The sequence below is a fragment of the Streptomyces sp. HNM0645 genome (assembly GCF_030056615.1).
In the GTDB taxonomy this organism is placed as follows: domain Bacteria; phylum Actinomycetota; class Actinomycetes; order Streptomycetales; family Streptomycetaceae; genus Streptomyces; species Streptomyces marianii.
Genome location: NZ_JASHLT010000013.1, coordinates 18,953 through 39,643, shown reverse-complemented (window position 1 = coordinate 39,643; position 20,691 = coordinate 18,953). Strand labels below are relative to the sequence as shown.

Genomic DNA, 20,691 nt, shown 5'->3' with positions numbered 1-20,691 from the left:
CGGCCGGACTCCCGGACCGCTTCGGCCCTTGTCTGGCCTGTACTTATGAGCGCTCGACCCCACAGGTGTGTGCCCGTGCCCCGGCGTAGGCTCGGACGCGGGTACGAAACACCACACTGTAAGGATTCTTTCTGATGGAGCTCGGTCTCGTCGGCCTCGGCAAGATGGGCGGCAACATGCGCGAGCGCATCCGCCGCGCAGGCCACACCGTCATCGGTTACGACCGCAACCCGGACCTCTCCGACGTCCCCAGCCTCGAGGCCCTCGTGGACAGGCTCGAGGGCCCGCGGGTGGTGTGGGTGATGGTCCCCGCCGGCGCCGCGACCCAGGCCACCGTCGACGAGCTGGCCGGGCTGCTGTCACCCGGCGACGTGGTCGTCGACGGCGGCAACTCCCGGTGGACGGACGACGAGAAGCACGCCGTCGAGCTGGGCATCAAGGGCATCGGCTTCGTCGACTGTGGTGTGTCGGGAGGCGTCTGGGGCCTGGAGAACGGCTACGCGCTGATGTACGGCGGCTCCGAGGAGAACGTCGCCAAGGTGCAGCCGGTCTTCGACGCGCTGAAGCCGGAGGGCGAGTACGGCGCGGTGCACGCGGGCAAGGTCGGCGCCGGCCACTTCGCGAAGATGGTCCACAACGGCATCGAGTACGCCATGATGCAGGCCTACGCCGAGGGCTGGGAGCTGCTGGAGAAGGTCGACTCCGTCACCGATGTGCGCGAGGTCTTCCGCTCGTGGCAGGAGGGTACGGTCATCCGTTCCTGGCTGCTCGACCTCGCGGTCAACGCGCTGGACGACGACGAGCACCTGGAGAAGATCCGCGGTTATGCGCAGGACTCCGGCGAGGGCCGGTGGACTGTGGAAGCCGCGATCGACAACGCGGTGCCGCTGCCGGCGATCACCGCGTCCCTGTTCGCGCGGTTCGCGTCCCGTCAGGACGACTCCCCGCAGATGAAGATGATCGCGGCCCTGCGGAACCAGTTCGGCGGGCACGCGGTCGAGAGCAACTAGTCATCCACAGACTGCGGCAAACGGTCTGTCCTGGAGCAGTAAGCGGTAGGCCGGGGGAGGTCGGCGTCCACATGCATGTCACGCATCTGTCGCTGGCCGACTTCCGCTCGTACGCCCGGGTCGAGGTCCCGCTCGAGCCGGGCGTCACCGCTTTCGTGGGGGCCAACGGGCAGGGCAAGACCAATCTGGTGGAAGCCATCGGCTATCTCGCGACGCTGGGCAGCCACCGCGTCGCCTCGGATGCGCCGCTGGTGCGGATGGGAGCGGAGCGGGCGGTCATCAGGGCCGCGGTCACCCAGGGGGAGCGGTCCCAGCTCATCGAGTTGGAGCTCAACCCGGGGAAGTCGAACCGGGCGCGGATCAATAGATCCTCGCAGGTCAGGCCCAGGGACGTGCTGGGGATCGTCAGGACCGTGCTGTTCGCGCCGGAGGACCTGGCCCTGGTGAAGGGCGACCCCGGCGAGCGCCGGCGCTTCCTGGACGAGCTGATCACGGCACGCTCTCCTCGGATGGCCGGAGTGCGCTCGGACTACGAGCGGGTGCTCAAGCAGCGCAACACGCTGCTGAAGTCGGCGGCGATGGCGCGCCGGCACGGCGGCCGCTCCATGGACCTGTCGACCCTGGACGTGTGGGACCAGCACCTGGCCCGGGCCGGAGCGGAGCTGCTGGCACGACGGCTGGATCTGATCGCCACCCTGCAGCCGCTGACCGACAAGGCTTACGAGCAGCTGGCTCCCGGGGGTGGTCCGGTCACGCTGGAGTACCGCGGGTCGGCGGGCGGCGGCCCCGCCCAGTCGCGCGAGGAGCTGTGCGAGCGGCTCGTGGCCGCGCTGGGCGAGGCGCGCAAGCAGGAGATCGAGCGCGGGGTCACGCTCGTCGGACCGCATCGCGACGAGCTCCTGCTCAAGCTGGGCGAGATGCCGGCGAAGGGCTACGCCAGCCACGGCGAGTGCTGGTCCTACGCGCTCGCGCTGCGGCTGGCCTCCTACGACCTGCTGCGGGCTGAGGGCAACGAACCGGTGCTGGTGCTCGACGACGTGTTCGCCGAACTCGACGCCCGGCGGCGGGAGCGGCTGGCGGAGCTGGTGGCCCCGGGTGAACAGGTGCTGGTGACGGCAGCGGTGGACGACGACGTTCCGGGGGTGCTGGCGGGGGCGCGGTACAGAGTCGCGGACGGATCGGTGGAGCGGGTATGAGCGGGAACGAGATTCCGCAGTTGTCCGGGACGGGCCCGCTGTCCGGGCCGGCGTCGAACCCGGCGCCCGAACCCTCCGGTGTCGATCTCGCGCGTGTGGCGCTGCGTGCGGCGAAGGAGCAGGCCCGTGCCCGGGGCGCGGCCGCCCAGGAGAAACGCCAGGCCAGGCGGGGCGGCGGGCTGCGGTCCGGGGCACGTGCGGACGGGCGGGATCCCTTGCCGCTGGGCGCGGCGATCAACCGGCTGATCACGGAGCGGGGCTGGGAGACGCCCGCGGCGGTGGGCGGCGTGATGGGCCGCTGGCCGCAGATCGTGGGCGAGGACCTGGCGAAGCACTGCGTTCCACTGCGGTACGACGAGGATCCGGGCGAGCGCGTCCTCACCGTCCAGTGCGACTCGACGGCGTGGGCGACCCAGCTGCGCCTCCTCGCGCCCCGGCTCGTAGCCCGGCTGAACGAGGACCTCGGCCAGGGCACGGTTCGCATGATCAAGGTTCTGGGCCCCGGCGGCCCCGCCCGCCGCTTCGGCCCCCTGCGCGCGCCCGGCAGTACGGGCGCCGGCGACACCTACGGCTGAGCCCCGGTGGGTCGGGACCTCGACCGACCCGTCCCGTTCGCAACGGGCCACCGCGGCCGACGGCCGGTCCCCCGGCGCCGTCGTGAAGTGGTCCGCATCACACATACGAGTCGCTCCCCTCCCGCCGAAGGCTGCCGCGGCCGGGTTCCCGCGACTCCGGGCACGGTCCCCGGGCTGGGGACAGCCGTCCGGCGGGCACGACTCCGGAGGCGCGGTGCCCCGAGCTCCCCGGAAGCCGGACGGGACGCCTGCCGGGGAACGCCGTGCCCACCTGCGCCCCCGTCTCTCTGCGGAGAGACCCCGAGTTGACCGAGGACGATCATTGTCGCAGGTCAGGTGCCTTGTCGGTGCTCCCGATGCGCCTCCGGTCCGCATGCCCGCGCCGTCCGCCGGCCCGTTCTCGGGAGCGGTGGTGCTTGTGGGGCGCAGGGGGTGTCCCTCACCGTAGCCGGAGGTTGACAGGCCGAAGCTCTCAAAGCCCGTGTGAGCCTCTTGGAGGCCCTTCCCGAATATGGGGAGTCGGCAGCCGCCCGTTGAGGGCGGCACATGCGGACTCAGGTACCGGCAAACCCCCATTCGTGTCTGCGGTACCGGTAGACTGGTGGAGAATCCCGCCACTGTGCGGGACACGTCGATTACAGCCGAACGACGCAGCCGGTCCGGCTTGCCCGGAGAACGGTTTGTGCTGTGCCAGAAAGGGCGCTTCGTGGCCGATTCCGGCAACCCCAACGAGAACATTCCTTCCACTGCCGCCGACGAGGCCCGCGAGGGCCTGGGGCCGTCGTCGTACGACGCCAGCGCGATCACCGTCCTCGAGGGTCTGGACGCGGTCCGCAAGCGCCCCGGCATGTACATCGGGTCGACCGGTGAGCGTGGTCTTCATCACCTCGTCCAGGAGGTCGTCGACAACTCCGTGGACGAGGCCCTGGCCGGGCACGCGGACACGATCGACGTGACGATCCTCGCCGACGGCGGGGTCAGGGTCGTGGACAACGGCCGTGGCATCCCCGTCGACATCCACCCCGTGGAGAAGAAGCCGGCCGTTGAGGTCGTCCTCACCGTCCTGCACGCGGGCGGCAAGTTCGGAGGCGGCGGCTACGCCGTGTCCGGCGGTCTGCACGGCGTCGGCGTGAGCGTCGTCAACGCGCTCTCCACCAGGGTCTCGGTGGAGATCAAGCGTGACGGCTACCGGTGGACGCAGGACTACAAGTTGGGCGTGCCCACCGCCCCGCTGGCGAAGCACGAACCGGTCGAGGACTCGGGAACCACGGTCACCTTCTGGGCCGACCCGGACATCTTCGAGACGACGGAGTACTCGTTCGAGACGCTCTCGCGCCGCTTCCAGGAGATGGCCTTCCTCAACAAGGGCCTGACCCTGACGCTGACGGACGAGCGCGAGTCCGCGAAGGCGACCGTCGGCGCGGACGACCCGGACGCGGAGGCGGCGGCCGAGCCCCAGGCGCGCACGGTCAAGTACCACTACGAGGGCGGCATCGTCGACTTCGTGACGTACCTGAACTCGCGCAAGGGCGAGCTGATTCACCCCACGGTCATCGACATCGAGGCCGAGGACAAGGAGCGGCTGCTGTCCGTCGAGGTCGCGATGCAGTGGAACTCGCAGTACAGCGAGGGTGTCTACTCCTTCGCGAACACGATCCACACGCACGAGGGCGGTACCCACGAGGAGGGTTTCCGCGCCGCGCTCACGGGTCTGGTCAACCGTTACGCCAGGGACCGGAAGCTGCTGCGCGAGAAGGACGACAACCTCACCGGTGAGGACATCCGCGAGGGCCTGACCGCGATCATCTCGGTCAAGCTGGGCGAGCCCCAGTTCGAGGGCCAGACCAAGACCAAGCTGGGCAACACGGAGGCGAAGACCTTCGTCCAGAAGGTGGTCAACGAGCACCTCACCGACTGGTTCGACCGGAACCCCAACGAGGCCGCGGACATCGTCCGCAAGGGCATCCAGGCCGCCACGGCCCGTGTCGCCGCCCGCAAGGCCCGCGACCTGACGCGCCGCAAGGGCCTGCTGGAGAGCGCCTCGCTGCCGGGCAAGCTGTCCGACTGCCAGTCGAACGACCCCACCAAGTGCGAGATCTTCATCGTCGAGGGTGACTCCGCGGGCGGCTCGGCCAAGTCCGGCCGCAACCCGATGTACCAGGCCATCCTGCCGATCCGAGGCAAGATCCTGAACGTGGAGAAGGCGCGGGTCGACAAGATCCTCCAGAACACCGAGGTCCAGGCGTTGATCTCCGCCTTCGGCACCGGTATCCACGAAGACTTCGACATCGAGAAGCTTCGCTATCACAAGATCATCCTGATGGCGGACGCCGACGTCGACGGCCAGCACATCAACACCCTGCTGCTGACCTTCCTCTTCCGCTTCATGCGGCCGCTGGTCGAGGCGGGCCACGTGTTCCTGTCCCGTCCCCCGCTCTACAAGATCAAGTGGGGCCGTGACGACTTCGAGTACGCGTACTCGGACCGGGAGCGCGACGCCCTCGTCGAACTCGGCAAGCAGCAGGGCAAGCGGATCAAGGAAGACTCGATCCAGCGCTTCAAGGGTCTCGGTGAGATGAACGCCGAGGAACTGCGCGTCACCACGATGGACGTCGAGCACCGAGTCCTCGGCCAGGTCACGCTGGACGACGCCGCGCAGGCGGACGACCTGTTCTCGGTGCTGATGGGCGAGGACGTCGAGGCACGGCGCTCCTTCATCCAGCGCAACGCCAAGGACGTCCGCTTCCTCGACATCTGAGTCGGTCTCAGCTGACCGCTCGAAAGGACTGAAGACCAGCAATGGCCGACGAGACCTCTCCCGTCCCCACCGGGGACACCCCCGCTCCCGTCACCACCGGCACCGAAGAGGAAGGCTCGCAGCTGCGGATCGAGCCCGTCGGGCTCGAGACGGAGATGCAGCGCTCCTACCTCGACTACGCGATGTCCGTCATCGTGTCGCGTGCGCTGCCCGACGTGCGGGACGGCCTCAAGCCCGTCCACCGCCGTGTGCTGTACGCGATGTACGACGGCGGCTACCGGCCCGAGAAGGGCTTCTACAAGTGCGCCCGCGTCGTCGGTGACGTCATGGGTACGTACCACCCGCACGGTGACTCCTCGATCTACGACGCGCTGGTCCGTCTCGCGCAGCCGTGGTCGATGCGGATGCCGCTGGTGGACTCGAACGGAAACTTCGGTTCCCCGGGCAACGACCCGGCGGCCGCCATGCGCTACACCGAGTGCAAGATGGCGCCGCTGTCCATGGAGATGCTCCGGGACATCGACGAGGAGACCGTCGACTTCCAGGACAACTACGACGGCCGGAACCAGGAGCCGACGGTCCTGCCGTCACGTTTCCCGAACCTGCTGGTCAACGGCAGCGCTGGTATCGCCGTCGGTATGGCCACCAACATCCCGCCGCACAATCTGCGCGAGGTCGCGGCCGGAGCCCAGTGGGCCCTGGAGCACCCGGAGGCCACCCACGAGGAGCTCCTCGACGCGCTGATCGAGCGGATCAAGGGCCCGGACTTCCCGACCGGTGCGCTGGTCGTGGGTCGCAAGGGCATCGAGGAGGCGTACCGCACCGGCCGCGGCTCCATCACGATGCGCGCGGTCGTCGAGGTCGAGGAGATCCAGAACCGCCAGTGCCTGGTGGTCACGGAGCTTCCGTACCAGGTGAACCCGGACAACCTCGCGCAGAAGATCGCCGACCTGGTGAAGGACGGCAAGATCGGCGGCATCGCCGACGTCCGTGACGAGACCTCGTCCCGCACGGGTCAGCGCCTCGTCATCGTGCTGAAGCGCGACGCCGTCGCCAAGGTCGTCCTCAACAACCTGTACAAGCACACCGACCTGCAGACGAACTTCGGCGCCAACATGCTGGCGCTGGTCGACGGGGTGCCGCGCACGCTGTCGCTGGACGCGTTCATCCGCCACTGGGTGACGCACCAGATCGAGGTCATCGTCCGCCGGACGAAGTTCCGGCTGCGCAAGGCCGAGGAGCGCGCCCACATCCTGCGCGGTCTGCTCAAGGCGCTCGACGCGATCGACGAGGTCATCGCGCTGATCCGGCGCAGTGAGACGGTCGAGGTCGCGCGCGAGGGCCTGATGGGCCTGCTGGAGATCGACGAGATCCAGGCCAACGCGATCCTCGAGATGCAGCTGCGTCGGCTGGCCGCCCTGGAGCGCCAGAAGATCGTGCAGGAGCACGACGAGCTCCAGGCGAAGATCAACGAGTACAACCGGATCCTCGCCTCCCCCGAGAAGCAGCGCGGCATCGTCAGTGAGGAACTGGCCGCCCTCGTCGAGAAGTTCGGCGACGACCGGCGCTCCAAGCTCGTGCCCTTCGACGGCGACATGTCCATCGAGGACCTGATCGCCGAGGAGGACATCGTCGTCACGATCACGCGTGGCGGCTATGTGAAGCGCACGAAGACCGACGACTACCGCTCGCAGAAGCGCGGTGGCAAGGGCGTCCGGGGCACGAAGCTCAAGGAAGACGACATCGTCGACCACTTCTTCGTCTCCACCACGCACCACTGGCTGCTGTTCTTCACCAACAAGGGACGGGTCTACCGGGCCAAGGCGTACGAGCTGCCGGACGCCGGCCGCGAGGCCCGCGGCCAGCACGTCGCCAACCTGCTGGCCTTCCAGCCGGACGAGCAGATCGCCGAGATCCTCGCGATCCGCGACTACGAGGCCGCCCCCTACCTGGTCCTCGCCACCAAGGCGGGCCTGGTGAAGAAGACCCCGCTGAAGGACTACGACTCCCCGCGCTCCGGCGGTGTCATCGCGATCAACCTCCGCGAGACGGAGGCCGGCGGCGATGACGAGCTGATCGGTGCCGAGCTGGTGTCGGCCGAGGACGACCTGCTGCTGATCAGCAGGAAGGCCCAGTCGATCCGGTTCACCGCGACGGACGAGGCGCTGCGCCCGATGGGCCGTGCCACGTCGGGTGTGAAGGGCATGAGTTTCCGCGAGGGCGACGAACTCCTCTCGATGAATGTGGTGCGGCCCGGTACTTTCGTGTTCACTGCCACGGACGGCGGGTACGCCAAGCGGACCGCCGTCGACGAGTACCGCGTCCAGGGCCGCGGCGGCCTCGGCATCAAGGCCGCCAAGATCGTGGAGGACCGCGGTTCGCTGGTCGGCGCGTTGGTGGTGGAGGAGACCGACGAGATCCTCGCCATCACGTTGTCCGGTGGTGTGATTCGTACGCGAGTCAATGAAGTCAGGGAGACGGGCCGTGACACCATGGGCGTCCAACTGATCAATCTCGGCAAGCGGGACGCCGTCGTGGGCATCGCGCGCAACGCGGAGGCCGGTCGCGAGGCCGAGGAGGTCGACGGGGCCGACGACGCCGGAGAGGGCGCCGAGGCCGGGGCCCCCGAGGTCACCGCGGCCGCGGAGAACGGCCAGGGCGCGGAGCCCTCGGCCGGAGAGCACGACGAGGAGTAGAACGTGAGTGGAGCCACCGGCGCCGGATCGGCCGATGCCGGCGACGCTTCTGGAACGAACGGTGCCAGTGGCTCCGCCTCGCACTCCCCGGCTGGGGGCGCCCCCGCCGAGGGCAGGGGGACGACCGTGACCGACACCCGGGGGCCGCAGCCCCCGCACGAAACCTATGGTGGGGAGCAACCGGTGCAGCAGGGAACCCAGCCGTACCACCCGCCCCAGGCGTACCCCTCCCCTCCCGGGGGGACGCAGGGCGGTCAGCAGCATCCAGGACAGCAGACGGCCTCGGGTGCGGCGGTCCGCCGGCCGCGGACCGGGGCGACCACACAGCCCCGTACGCGCAAGGCCCGTCTGCGGGTGGCCAAGGCCGACCCGTGGTCGGTGATGAAGGTCAGCTTCCTGCTCTCGATCGCCCTGGGCATCTGCACGATCGTCGCCGCGGCGGTGCTGTGGATGGTCATGGACGCCATGGGCGTCTTCTCGACGGTCGGCGGCACGATCAGCGAGGCTACGGGCTCGAACGAGAGCAACGGTTTCGACCTCCAGTCGTTCCTCTCGCTCCCCCGTGTCCTCCTCTTCACATCGGTGATCGCGGTCATCGACGTGGTGCTGGCCACGGCACTGGCGACGCTGGGCGCCTTCATCTACAACCTCTCCGCCGGGTTCGTGGGCGGAGTCGAGCTCACGCTGGCCGAGGACGAATAGCCCGAGGTCCCAGGGGGTGGATAACCGATTTTGGGACTGCCCCCCACGTGCGCTAACCTTCAGGGGTCAGCGCGCAGCGCGGCGGGGCTATAGCTCAGTTGGTTAGAGCGCATCCCTGATAAGGATGAGGCCACAGGTTCAAATCCTGTTAGCCCCACCAGCACGAAGGCCCCCAGCCAATCACGGTTGGGGGCCTTCGGCGTGCATGGCCGACATCAGCCGACGAGGACTGGGCGGGTCGGGCGGCAGGCCGTGATCGCTCATGAGCGGAGCCAGGAGCGGTGCGCACTTCAGGGGCCGATCGTTTCCGGGCCGAATCAGACGTTTCGTGGACGCCGGTACATGCTCACGTCATCGAGGCGGCATCCCTCGCGCATCCGCCCCGGCGGGTTGCTGCCGGGGCGGATACGGGCCCGAATGCCGTCTCCGGAGCCGTGATCCGCCGAGGCGGGTCCCGTGACGGCTCCAGACGGCCCGGGGCGGTGCGCGGGGCGGGACTGCGGAGGAGAGGTGCAGGGGCCGCCGGTTCACGCCCTGTGACGTACCGTGGCGGGATCGGTGGTGCCCACGGGAGGGCTATCCCTGTTGGCGGAAGGGGGAGTTGGCCACTCGGGGGGCTCCGGTCGAGGCGTACGCAGGTCACCGATCGGTATCGATCGGTGTGTATAGTCGGGCGCCAGAAGTCCCCTACGTCAAGGAAAGACGAGGTCGCGCGGTGAAGAAGCTTCTCCTGGTCGCACTGGCCGCCATCGGCGGGCTCCTCGTGTACCGCCAGATCCAGGCGGATCGCGCCGAGCAGGATCTGTGGACGGAGGCGACCGACTCCGTGCCCGCAGGTTCGGGTGTGTGAGACGCAGACAGTCTGAGAGTGACGGAGCCCCGGCCGCCGAGCGGCCGGGGCTCCGTGCTGTCCATACCGACGGGGCTCCGGGATCCCGCTCTGGATTCGCTTGAGCAAATAGATTGCTTGCATGAGTGAAGCCACCGTGCCGGCGGCCCTTTCTGCAGGTCGCGTGCGGCGAGGGCGGCGATTCGGGGCCGCGCGAAGACAGAGGCCCGGACCGCGCGGCAGGATGGACCGGCACCACGACCGCACCGGCGACAGGCGGTCCCGCCCGGTGGATCGCGACCGGGATCCGTGAGTGTCGTTACGGGCCGTAAGAGCGCTCCGGCGTCCCGGGGCGATGACGGAGTCGACAAGGGGAAGCGCGGAGATGAGGCAGCGCAGCAGGGGCAAGGTGGCACCGGTCGTGACGGCGGCGGTGTGCGCGGCGGCGGCACTGGCCACCGTCCCGGCTCGGGCGGCCGACCAGCCGGACCCGTATGTCTTCGGCGCGGACGCGCAGCGGATCGAGGGCGCGGAGAGCAGCTCCGACGCCGAGGAGCTGAGGGCAGGCACGACCTACCGCTCCTCGATCGGGCCGGGCGGGAAGCTCAACTTCCGCGTCGATCTGGATGCCGCGCGGAACGCGTACGTCTCGGTCGTGGCCATCCCCGGCCCGGGAACCGGGCTCGCCTACAACGCCGGCATCGAGGTCACTCTCCAGAACGGCCAGGGCGCCGACTGCAGCAGCGCCGACGACAAGGTGGGGCCGGGGAGGTTCGCCAGGCCGCTGGCCGCCACCGCGCACCGCACGATCGGGAACGGCCGCTCGACCTGCCAGGAGGGCGGTGCCTACAACGTGGTCGTGGAGAGGACCGGAGACGCGGCCTCCACGTCCGCCGACGCCTCCGCCCCCGAGGACTGGGAGCTGGAGATCCGCCATGTCACCGAGCCCGGGCTGAAGCAGCAGGGACCCACCGAGGCCCCCACGGAGTGGCCCTCCGCCTCACCCGGACTGCCCGGGGGCGGGGCGAGGGACGCCGTCGGCGGAACGGGGTTCAACGACGCGACCGAGATCGCCGAGGGCGAGTGGATCAGCCGCATGGAGGCAGGGCGCACGTACTTCTACCGGGTCAAGGTCGACTGGGGGCAGCGGATCTTCGGGACGGCCTCCCTGGGAAGCACGAACACCGAGCGCCCCACCTTCGTCAGCGAGGCCCTGTCCATGCGGCTGTACAACCCCGTGCGCGGTCTGGTCGAGGACTCCGGGACGAGGTCGTACGACGGTCGGCAGAAGCAGGCCGTACTGGACCCGCTGCCTGAGGTCGCCTACGAGAACCGGTTCGGCAGCGACGACAAGGTGGAAGGCATGCGGCTCAAGGGCGACTACTACCTTGCCGTCAGCCTGAATCCCCAGCTGGCGCAGAAGTTCGGCAAGGAGCAGTTCGGCGTGACGCTCCGGGTCAACGTCGAGGGCGAGGCCAAGGCCGCGCCGCCGTATGCGGAGCCGGTCGGCGACCTCGGCGTCTCCGAGAGCGAGAAGGCCGAGAAGAGCGACATGATGCGGCTGGTCGGCATGGCCGGAGTGAGCACGGGGACGGTGCTGGTCCTGGGACTGGGCGCCTGGACGCTGCTGGCGCGTCGGCGCGCTGCCGCACCACCGCAGGACGGGCCGTCCTCCGGCGCCGGGCAGGGGCGCGGCACACCACGGGTTCCGGCGGGTACCCCGCTCCACACCCCCGGTCTCCCGGCAGGCCCCGGTGGGACGCAGACTCCGGGGACCGGTTCTCCGTACGGGCACGGCCACGGGTACGGGCCCGCTGCCGGATCCGGTCACCCGGAGGGTACGGCGCCGGCTGACGGCACGGCACGGACCGACTACGGCCCGCCTCCCGCTCGGTGAAGCCGACTGCCGCTCGGTGAAGTCGGCTTTCGCGCGCGGCGACCGCACTTCTCGTGCCGCGCCGATTCTCAGGTCTGGGCGAGGGCCCAGATCCCGACCGCGAAACAGACCAACGCGACGAGCAGCACCGGGACCGCCACCTTCGCGGGCGGTCCCGGTCGTTTCCGCGCCGAGGGCAGGGGCACGGACGAGGGGGCGTGGGCCGGGGCATGGAGCGGCGCGTACGGCACTGGATGCGCCTGACCCGGCACCTGGGGGCCGTGGCCGGTGTACTGACGGGTGAGGGGTTGTTCGTGCGGGACCGCAGCGGTCGGCGCCTGGGCGAAGTCCGGTGCCGGCGGCGGTTGATGCCCGTGGGGGTGGTCGGCATGGGCGGGTGCGGGGGTGCCCTGAGGCGCGGAGGCGGACGGTAGGTCCCCGGCCCGGGACGGCGCCGGGGACTGGGGCGGCGGGGGCAGACGGAAGGAGCCGGTCTCCGACGGCGACGGCAGGGGAGCCCCCTGCGAGCCGTAGGAGCCGAGCCCGCCCTGGAACGCCTGTCCGGTCTGCTGGGGCTGCGGCTGGGGCTGCGGCTCTGGATCCGGCCGGGGCTCGGGTGGGCGCGACCAGGAGTCCGCGTCGTCCCCCCGTGCGGCTTGCTGAGCCTGTCCGGTGCGGTCCGTACGGCCGGTGTGGCCGCCCGTCGGTTCCCCGGACGGCGCGGCGTCGGTCCCCGGCCCGCCCGGTCCGCGTCCCGCAGGGCCGTCGGGGCCGAAGCCCGAGGGCAGCGGCCCCAGTTGGTCGAAGACCTCGACCGGCTCGTCGTCGACGGCGGGCTCTGGCAGCAGTTCGACTGCCGACGTGAGGGCCTTTCGCGCGCCGGTCGCCGTGCGGAAGCGGGCGTGCGGGTCGGGCTGGAGCAGCCCGGCGAGGACCTGCCAAAAGGGTTCCGGAATACCCTGCGGGGCGCCCGGGGTGCCGTGCGCGGCGAAATGCTCGACCAGGGCCCGGGAGTCGGGCTTCTGGCCCTGGAGCAGATACAGGGCCACGAGCCCCACGGCGAACAGGTCGGCGGGAAAGTCCGGCTCCGCGCCCAGCATCTGCTCGGGCGCGAAGTAACCGGGCGTCCCCACCACGTAGTTCGTCTCGGTGAGCCGCGGTTCGCCCTTCCGCATGGAGATGCCGAAGTCGGACAGCCGCAGATGCGGCCGCCCGGTGCCGGTGGCCTCCAGCAGGATGTTCGCGGGCTTGATGTCGCGGTGCACGACCCCCTCGGCGTGCACCGCGGCGAGTCCCGACAGCAGCTGGTCCAGCAGGGTGCAGACGAACCGCGGCGGCAGCGGGCCGTAGTCGCCGATGACGTGCGCCAGCGACCCGCCACTCACCAGATCCATGGTGAACAGCACCTTGTCGTCGTCCGCGGCCCAGCTGGCCGGGGCGAGGACGTGCGGATGGTCGATGCGGAGGGCCTGCTCGCGGACGAAGCGCAGCAGCGAATGGGCGTCGCTCTGCTGCAGGACCTTGGCGGCCACATAACGCCGCCGCCGATGGTCCCAGGCGCGCCACACGGCGCCGACCCCACCGCGTCCGATCGGGTCGATCAGCTCGTACCGACCAGCGAAGACCTCACCCATTGCGCTGCGCCCGCTCCCGGTTCCCTGTTCCGGCGTCCTGCTTCGTCCGGTGTGCTTCCCGCCCGCCCGCGTCCCGCCACGGTCAGCTCTGGTGCGACTCGTAGTGGGCGACCGCCTCCGCGGTGCGTCCGGCGCCGTACACCCTGAGGAACTCTGCCAGTTCCGGATGGGTGGGGGCGAGCGAGTCGGCCGCGTCGATAATGTCGCCCGCCGCCGCGACCGAACGGAGCAGCGACTGGATCTCCCGCACGACCCGGCGCACGGTCGGAGCTCCCGAGCTCGTCGTGGACTGCCCCGTGCCGGTGAGCACGGAGCCTCCCTGGGACTTCTTGATCTCGTCCATGCGCTCCGTGGCCTCGGCCGCGCTGACGCTGCCGTCGGCGACCTGATTGGCCAGCTCCTGCAGGGCCTGGACACGCTGGACGACCGCCGGGTTGCCGATCTTGGCGCGCTGGCCGCTCATCAGCTGGGAGAGCATCGGAGCCGACAGCCCGAGCACCGCGGCAAGCCGGGCCTGGTTCAGGCCCAGATCGTCGATGAGCCGGCGGAAGAGCGCCCCCAGCGGCTCCCCGTACCAGCTGCGCTGCAGCTCTCTCGCTCTCGCGGTCGCGTCCTGCTGTGCTGCATCCATGTTGCGTCTCCCCATCGCTTCCCCTGGCGTGGCTTCGCTGGTGCGAACCCGACGAGCATCCTACGGAGAGTGGTCGAATACCGGGAGCCCTAATCCTTTTGGAAGATCCCGGGGGTTACCCGGTACTCTGGTCTCCGTTCCGGGGCCTTAGCTCAGTTGGTAGAGCGCTGTCTTTGCATGGCAGATGTCAGGGGTTCGACTCCCCTAGGCTCCACTCGGTAAATGCCCTCTGGCCTGCGGAAACGTGGTTTCGGAGGGCGTTTTCGTACCCATCGACGGGCACGGTGGTGCCCGCGAGTGGTGCGAGACCGCTTGGTTCCCGAGGGCATGGGGGCCCGAGCCTCCCCCGGGGGATCCCGCGGTGTCCGGTGAGCCACGTGGGCGCCGGCCGAGCTGCGGGTGCGCGGGGAGAGCCCGGTCGAGGCGGGCGGCGCGCAGCTGTTCGGCCTCGGCTCGGCGCTCGATTCGGCCATGCTCAAAGTGGTCGACGCCTTGCCCGAAGGCCTTCGGGATACCGCGGCCGGCGCGGCGCAGCGATTACCCGTCGAGCCGGAGACCGGCACCCTCTCGCGCCGAGTGGCCGCCGAAGACGACACCGTAGTGGCCGAGGTCCGGCGCGCGGTGTTCGTGCGCGCCGCCGCGATCGCCGCCCGCTATGGAGCGCCGGCCCGAGCTTGTTCGCGACCGGCCGCGGAGCGTTTGCGAAAACTGGCAGACCGGCGCCGACTCTCCTGGGATCCATCCGGCAAATGCCCTCTGACCTGTGCAAGTGCAGGATCAGGGGGCGCTTTCCGCGACAGGGTCCCAGGACGCAGCGGGGGCGTCCGGTGCGTCCCCGTGGTCCCGGCGGGAGTGCATCTCCCGGGCCGCTCGCCCAGCCGTGCACGGCGGCCGCCGCAGGGAACCCCCGTGCCCAGGGCCCCACCCGGCCGGGCGGCGGCCTCCCCGCTGTGTGTCCCGCTCCGATGCCCGTCCGGAGCAGCGGCCGGTATCCGTTCCGGGTTGCGGGATGTGTGGCGCCGCGTTAGGCGTCGCCCGCGCCGTCGGGATGGGCTGTTTCCGCAGGCGGGATGGGGGTGAGGTGCTCGGTTCCGGTATGACGGCGGCTCAGGGGTGGTAGGCCGCACGGGTGGTGTTCATCGGAAGATCCGCCGACCCGGCGCCGAGGTCCCACGATTTTCGAGGTGCGTCCACATCATGAGGAACGTATGTAAAACGCCCAATCCGAAAGCGAGGAGCCATGGCCGCCGTCAAGGTCACCTCTTTGTGGACCGCCTTCGTCTCCCTGATCGTCACCCTGCTCACCTCCCTCGGCTTCGCCCCCTCCGCCAAGGCCGCCGAGCAGTCGGCCGGTCCCCGTCAGCCCGAGGGCCCGGCGGAGCAGAAGCCCACCGTCCCCGGCGCGCGGAGCGCGGGCAACAGAGCGGGTACGCACGAGCGTTCCTTCGGCGCGCGGAGGGTGGGGAAGAGAGCGGGTGCGCACGAGCATCCCGCTGGGGCGCGCCCGGTGCCCGCGGCCGCCGCGGGAACGCACGGGACCATGGCCGTGCACGGTTTCTGGTACCAGGTGGTGCGCCAGAGGACGCCTCGTGACCGCGCTCTGCCGCCGACCATCGAGCAGCGGATCCGCGCCGAGGCCCACGGTGCCTCGCCCGCCGTCCGGAAGGTGCCCACCCTCAACGACGCGGCCGAAGCGCAGCGGGAGTCCTCGTACATCGATGACGAGGCGCGCGTTCCGGCGGCGGCATGAGGCGCCGGGAGGCTCTCTGCCCGCCAGGCGCCGCCCGTCCGGCATCACACGTCGTCAGCGATGTCGTGCGTGGCCGGGACGGTCGGAGACGGCCGGAACCCCTGCTGCCCAGGCCGATCGGTGCTGGCAGGCCGGCACTGTCGGGACCGCTGAAGGCGAAGGGCGTACGCCCACGGCCCTCCGAGGCCGACCGGTGCGGAACCTCCGGCAATGCCCGGCTGGAGTCCTCCGGCCAGGGTGGGCGACGGTCATCGAAAGCCCCCGACGGTCCGCGGAAGCCATGCACCGGCGTTCCGCAAGACCATCACCAGCGGCCCGCAGGACCGGCCGGTGACAGTCCTGCCGGCAGAGCGCCGGTGACGGGCGTCCCGGAACGTCAGCGACGGTCCTCGCGATCCGACTCCGCCTCGTTCTCCGTCTGCTTGGCCTGAACCTCCGGGTCCAGCACCGACTCGTCGCTCCCGTCGACCGACGACAGTGAACGGTCCGGGACCTCGGTCGCGGCGGGAGGCTCCACCAGCCAGTCCGGGTTGGCCTGCTTGTCCCACCACTTCCACACGGCGAACAGCCCCGCGGCGACGGCGCCGACCACCAGCGCGCCCTTCGCGGCGCTACCGCACTTCGCACGCCGCTCGTTCTTCCTCGCGAGCTTCTTGATGTCGTCGGCCGTGACCGAACCGCGCAGTGCGGCAAGGGCGGCGGCGGACCGGGCGACGGCCTCCTGCCCCACGGGCTGCGCCACCGCGACGGCGTGCTCGAGGCGTGGAGTCGTGTAGTCCGCCGCTTGACGTGCGGCATTCCGGGTCATGACGGCGGCCCGGTGAGCCGCGTCGTCCACCTGCGGTGGAACGTGCGGTGCGACATGGGACTTGTACTGGACGCGGGCTTGATGGCGCGCCTGGCGAGCGGCCTTCTTCACCTTGGGCTCGAGGGCGACACGAGCCTGGTGGGCGTAGACCGCGGCCTGGTCCTTGGCCGTGCCGGCGTAGGGCGCCACCGCTTCCGCGGCGTGCAGCACGCTCTCCTTGGCCGTGTCCGTCGCGGCGCGCACGCTGTCCATGCGGGTCACGGGATCCTCCTCCTCGGTGGCGTTCGCGGGCGTCTGGGGTGTTTGTCGACCCAGCAAAGGCACCATCCGCCTTTCCACCCATTTCGAAATCATGCCCGCTGGGGGACGGCACGGCATGCGGGACGGGCATCCGGGTCATTTTCCGCGTCCGCGGCCCTCCCGTGGGAGGATCTGGGGACGTCAGAGAAGACTTACGGAAGGCAGATCGTGGCCGAGCAGCTCCACGCCACCCTGAAGACCAACCACGGCGACATCGACATCCGGCTTCTGCCGAACCACGCGCCGAAGACGGTGAAGAACTTCGTCGAGCTCGCCACGGGTGAGCGGGAGTGGACCCATCCGGCGACCGGGAAGAAGTCGACGGACAAGCTGTACGACGGCACGGTCTTCCACCGGGTGATCAGTGGCTTCATGATCCAGGGCGGCGATCCGCTGGGCAACGGCACCGGCGGTCCGGGCTACGAGTTCGCCGACGAGTTCCACCCCGACCTGGCCTTCGACCGGCCCTACCTGCTGGCCATGGCCAATGCCGGCCCGGGCACCAACGGCTCGCAGTTCTTCATCACCGTGGCCCCCACCGCCTGGCTGACCCGCAAGCACACGATCTTCGGCGAGGTCACGGACGAGGCCAGCCGGAAGATCGTGGACGCCATCGCGGGGGCGCCGACCAATCCGCGCACCGACCGCCCGCTGAACGACGTGGTGATCGAGTCCGTCGTGATCGAGACCCGCCAGGGCTGACCCCCGGGGGGCCGCGGCGGGAACCAGCTGCGGGGGCCGGGTTCCGTACGGGAACCTTTACGCCCCGCTCGTCCGTAAGACGAGCGGGGCGAAGCATTGCGCGGGAGCCCGCGCGGAAGACGAGGGGACCTCATGGATCAGGCGCCAGGAAGCCCGGACCGGCCCCGGGCCGCACACGGGCTGCCCAGCTGCTACCGGCACCCGGGCCGGGAGACCGGCATCAGCTGTACCCGATGTGAGCGGCCGATCTGCCCCGACTGCATGGTCAGCGCGTCGGTCGGTTTCCAGTGCCCGGAGTGCGTGCGTACGGGTTCGGGTACCGGACACGCCCCGTCCGCGAGCCGTCCCCGTACGATCGCGGGGGCCGAACTCACCTCGGGCGACCCCCGGCTCGTCACCAAGATCCTTCTGGCCGTCAACGCCGCGGTGTTCCTCGCGGTGCTCGCCGACCGGACCGTCGCGGACCGGCTCGATCTGATCGGGCTGGCGTTCAACCCGCGGATCCAGGAGGTCGTGGGAGTCGCGGACGGCGAGTGGTACCGCCTGGTGACCTCGGTGTTCCTGCACCAGGAGATCTGGCACATCGCCTTCAACATGCTGGGGCTCTGGTGGCTGGGCGGCCCGCTGGAAGCGGCGCTCGGCCGGGCGCGCTATCTCGCGCTGTACCTCCTCTCCGGACTGGCGGGAAGCGCGCTGGTCTATCTGCTGGCGGAGCCGAACCAGGGTGCGCTCGGCGCCTCCGGGGCGATCTGGGGACTGCTCGGCGCCACGGCCGTGCTGCTGCGCCGGCTCGAATACGACCTGCGTCCGGTGATCGCACTCCTGGCGCTGAATCTGCTCATCACCTTCACCATGCCCGGCATTTCCTGGGAGGCCCACGTCGGCGGTCTGGTCGGTGGCACGCTGATCGCGTTCGGCATGGTGCACGCCCCTCGTGAGCGGCGGGTCCTCGTGCAGGTCGGTGTCTGCGCTCTCGTTCTGGTCGCCTCGGTCCTGTCCATCGTGCTGAGGACCCAGTCGCTGCTCGCCTGAGCGTGAGCTTTCCCCAAAGTTGTCCACAGCGTGTGGCGGATCTTGTGCGCCTCGTGGGGAACAACTGTGCCCCCTGTCCCTGACCTGGGTTTTCCCAGGAGGGACAAGGGGCTCACAGGGTGGGCGATCGTCGCTGGATCGGCCCCAGTGGTCACACCGGCGTCAACAACCGGAGGGTTATCCACAGATCGTCAGACCTTTTCCTCATCTGTGGACGACGCTGTGGATAACTTGGGGGCAGAGCTTGACAGCGGCCGGTCCACCGGCTCCACCGTCGGTCGCCGCTACTTCCACTGGGTGGAGACGGCGAAGCCGCCCGCGATGAAGCCGAAGCCGACCACGATGTTCCAGTTGCCCAGGGTCTTCACGGGCAGCGAGCCGTCGGTGACGTAGAAGACGACGATCCACGCCAGCCCGATCAGGAACAGCGCCAGCATCACGGGAGCGACCCAACTGCGGTTGGTCAGCTTGATGCTCGTCGCCTGCTTCGAGGACGGCGGAGGCGTGAAGTCGGCTTTCTTGCGGATACGTGACTTCGGCACGAGGGACTCTCCTGTCGATGCGCTGCGTGACCGCGCAGGGGAAACTGTGGCTGGCGCCGGCGGGGGATGAGGGGGACCTGGTCCTCCCCCGGGCGTCCGTTAGCGTAGTCCTTCCGCAGCGCCTGAAGGGTAAGGGTACGTTGAGCAATTCTGCCGACTCCCCCGGTGGGCCGGTCCGTCGTTCCTCGTGGCGACCGGTCCGGTTGCTGACCGCTGCCGTTTTCGCGCTCGCCGGAATGATCTTCGTCACCAGTTTCAACACGGCCAAGGGCACCAACCTCCGGACCGACGACTCACTGCTGAGGCTCTCCGACCTGATCCAGCAGCGCAGCCACGAGAACGCCGAACTCGACGAGTCCACGTCGGCGGTCCGCGAGGACGTCGACGCCCTCGCCCGGCGCGACGACGGCTCCACCGCGGCCGAGGACGAGAAGCTCCGGGCGCTGGAGACGGCCGCGGGAACCGAGAAGCTCAGCGGCCGGGCGGTCTCCGTCACTCTCAATGATGCTCCCCCGAACGCCCAGGCGGCACCCGGTTACCCGGAGCCGCAGGCCAACGACCTGGTCATCCACCAGCAGGACCTGCAGGCCGTGGTCAACGCCCTCTGGCAGGGCGGCGCCCGTGGCATCCAGGTCATGGACCAGCGGCTGATCTCCACCAGCGCCGTGCGCTGCGTGGGCAACACACTGATCCTGCAGGGCAGGGTCTACTCACCGCCGTACAAGGTCACCGCCGTGGGCGACCCGGATCGGCTCAAGCGGGCGCTGACCGCCTCCCCCGCGATCCAGAACTACCAGCTCTACGTGAAGGCGTACGGGCTGGGCTGGAAAGTCGACGAGCGCGAGGCGGTGACTCTCCCGGGCTACTCGGGCACAGTGGATCTCCACTACGCGAAGCCCGTGCAGTAGCCCCCGGGGAGGCCGGCCCGTGTCGGTGCGACTGATCGTCCGGACGTTCAGTGAGATATGCATCACCACGGGTGCGGTGATCGTGCTGTTCGTGGCGTACGTGCTGTTCTGGACCGGTGTGAAGGCCGAGGGAGCGACCGACGACGAGATCGTCCGGCTCCATGAGGAGTGGGCGAGGCAGCCGCAGGCGCCGTCTGCGGCACCGGAGGCGAGCGGCCCCGCCGTCTCGCCGCCCGCCGCGGATCCCGCTCCGCCGGCAGCGAAGCCGTACGAGCGGGGCCGGCCCTTCGCGGTGATGTACGTGCCGCGCTTCGGCGCCGGCTGGGACTGGCCGGTGCTGGAGGGCACCGAGGCGGAAACCCTGAAGAAGGGGCTCGGGCACTATGCGGGCAGCGCCCGGCTCGGCGCGACGGGGAACTTCTCGGTGGCCGGCCACCGCCGTACCTACGGGGACCCGTTCAAGGACTTCCCGCGGCTGCGTCCCGGCGACGCGGTCGTCCTCAACGACGGGACGATGTGGTTCACCTACCGCATACGGAACAAGCCGTACCGCACCGTGCCCGGGGACGTGGGAGTCATCGACGCCGTTCCGGTGAAGTCCGGATTCGACGGACCGGGCCGCTACCTCACCCTCACCACCTGCGATCCCGAGTGGGGCAGCAGCCACCGGCTGGTGGTCTGGGCGCACCTCGACGCCACCCGGCCTGTGACCCACGGCAAACCGGAAGCTTTCCACAGCTGA

The 20,691-nt window shown here is 70.0% G+C and carries 17 protein-coding genes and 2 tRNA genes; 15 read left to right on the top strand and 4 right to left on the bottom strand.

The window, feature by feature from the left end:
• The first annotated feature begins 134 nt into the window (after positions 1-134).
• From gnd to QMZ92_RS10365, 9 genes are all read left to right on the top strand, one after another.
• Positions 135-1,010, top strand: a complete 876-nt coding sequence (gene gnd / locus QMZ92_RS10405; protein ID WP_283296964.1) for a phosphogluconate dehydrogenase (NAD(+)-dependent, decarboxylating) — start codon at positions 135-137, stop codon at positions 1,008-1,010.
• Positions 1,011-1,081: 71 nt separating this feature from the next.
• Positions 1,082-2,206 carry a DNA replication/repair protein RecF gene (gene recF, locus QMZ92_RS10400; RefSeq protein ID WP_283296963.1) on the top strand — a complete coding sequence of 375 codons (1,125 nt, stop codon included), beginning with the start codon at positions 1,082-1,084 and terminating at the stop codon, positions 2,204-2,206.
• A complete protein-coding gene (locus QMZ92_RS10395) occupies positions 2,203-2,781 on the top strand; it encodes a DciA family protein (protein ID WP_283296962.1) in 579 nt (192 codons plus the stop codon). Before recF ends, QMZ92_RS10395 begins: the two co-directional genes overlap by 4 nt.
• 682 nt (positions 2,782-3,463) lie before the next feature.
• The gene (gene gyrB, locus QMZ92_RS10390) at positions 3,464-5,539 is read left to right on the top strand and encodes a DNA topoisomerase (ATP-hydrolyzing) subunit B (RefSeq protein ID WP_283296961.1); all 2,076 of its coding nucleotides are present in this window, start codon (positions 3,464-3,466) and stop codon (positions 5,537-5,539) included.
• A 41-nt stretch (positions 5,540-5,580) separates the two neighbouring features.
• Positions 5,581-8,235 carry a DNA gyrase subunit A gene (gyrA, locus tag QMZ92_RS10385; protein ID WP_283296960.1) on the top strand — a complete coding sequence of 885 codons (2,655 nt, stop codon included), beginning with the start codon at positions 5,581-5,583 and terminating at the stop codon, positions 8,233-8,235.
• 126 nt (positions 8,236-8,361) lie between these two features.
• Positions 8,362-8,937 (top strand): DUF3566 domain-containing protein, encoded by a 576-nt coding sequence (locus QMZ92_RS10380; protein WP_283296959.1) that lies wholly within the window; start codon positions 8,362-8,364, stop codon positions 8,935-8,937.
• Positions 8,938-9,020: 83 nt separating this feature from the next.
• Positions 9,021-9,097: transfer RNA gene (locus QMZ92_RS10375), tRNA-Ile, on the top strand.
• A 555-nt stretch (positions 9,098-9,652) separates the two neighbouring features.
• Positions 9,653-9,787: a DLW-39 family protein gene (locus QMZ92_RS10370; protein WP_003958712.1), complete on the top strand. Its 135-nt coding sequence runs from the start codon at positions 9,653-9,655 to the stop codon at positions 9,785-9,787.
• A gap of 364 nt (positions 9,788-10,151) precedes the next feature.
• Positions 10,152-11,663 (top strand): hypothetical protein, encoded by a 1,512-nt coding sequence (locus QMZ92_RS10365; RefSeq protein WP_283296958.1) that lies wholly within the window; start codon positions 10,152-10,154, stop codon positions 11,661-11,663.
• 68 nt (positions 11,664-11,731) lie between these two features.
• On the opposite strand, the gene QMZ92_RS10360 is transcribed toward QMZ92_RS10365, so the two are convergent.
• Both QMZ92_RS10360 and QMZ92_RS10355 read right to left on the bottom strand, forming a co-directional pair.
• Positions 11,732-13,276 carry a serine/threonine-protein kinase gene (locus QMZ92_RS10360; RefSeq protein ID WP_283296957.1) on the bottom strand — a complete coding sequence of 515 codons (1,545 nt, stop codon included), beginning with the start codon at positions 13,274-13,276 and terminating at the stop codon, positions 11,732-11,734.
• An 82-nt stretch (positions 13,277-13,358) separates the two neighbouring features.
• Entirely contained in the window at positions 13,359-13,907 is a 549-nt protein-coding gene (locus QMZ92_RS10355; protein WP_283296956.1) for a helix-turn-helix domain-containing protein, read from the bottom strand.
• Between the two features lie 141 nt (positions 13,908-14,048).
• Between QMZ92_RS10355 and QMZ92_RS10350 the strand changes: the two genes are divergently transcribed.
• A tRNA-Ala gene (locus tag QMZ92_RS10350) sits at positions 14,049-14,121 on the top strand.
• Positions 14,122-15,147: 1,026 nt separating this feature from the next.
• Entirely contained in the window at positions 15,148-15,657 is a 510-nt protein-coding gene (locus tag QMZ92_RS10340) for a DUF6344 domain-containing protein (protein ID WP_283296955.1), read from the top strand.
• A 376-nt stretch (positions 15,658-16,033) separates the two neighbouring features.
• Here the strand turns inward: QMZ92_RS10340 and QMZ92_RS10335 are convergent, their stop codons facing one another.
• Positions 16,034-16,726: a DUF5324 family protein gene (locus QMZ92_RS10335; protein ID WP_283296954.1), complete on the bottom strand. Its 693-nt coding sequence runs from the start codon at positions 16,724-16,726 to the stop codon at positions 16,034-16,036.
• 207 nt (positions 16,727-16,933) lie between these two features.
• Between QMZ92_RS10335 and QMZ92_RS10330 the strand changes: the two genes are divergently transcribed.
• Positions 16,934-17,467, top strand: coding sequence for a peptidylprolyl isomerase (locus tag QMZ92_RS10330; RefSeq protein ID WP_283296953.1), 534 nt, complete (start codon positions 16,934-16,936; stop codon positions 17,465-17,467).
• A gap of 132 nt (positions 17,468-17,599) precedes the next feature.
• Positions 17,600-18,499, top strand: coding sequence for a rhomboid family intramembrane serine protease (locus QMZ92_RS10325; RefSeq protein WP_283296952.1), 900 nt, complete (start codon positions 17,600-17,602; stop codon positions 18,497-18,499).
• A 284-nt stretch (positions 18,500-18,783) separates the two neighbouring features.
• Here the strand turns inward: QMZ92_RS10325 and crgA are convergent, their stop codons facing one another.
• Positions 18,784-19,041, bottom strand: a complete 258-nt coding sequence (gene crgA / locus QMZ92_RS10320) for a cell division protein CrgA (protein ID WP_138054182.1) — start codon at positions 19,039-19,041, stop codon at positions 18,784-18,786.
• Positions 19,042-19,181: 140 nt separating this feature from the next.
• Between crgA and QMZ92_RS10315 the strand changes: the two genes are divergently transcribed.
• Positions 19,182-19,949, top strand: a complete 768-nt coding sequence (locus QMZ92_RS10315; RefSeq protein ID WP_283296951.1) for a DUF881 domain-containing protein — start codon at positions 19,182-19,184, stop codon at positions 19,947-19,949.
• A gap of 19 nt (positions 19,950-19,968) precedes the next feature.
• Entirely contained in the window at positions 19,969-20,691 is a 723-nt protein-coding gene (locus QMZ92_RS10310) for a class E sortase (protein ID WP_283296950.1), read from the top strand.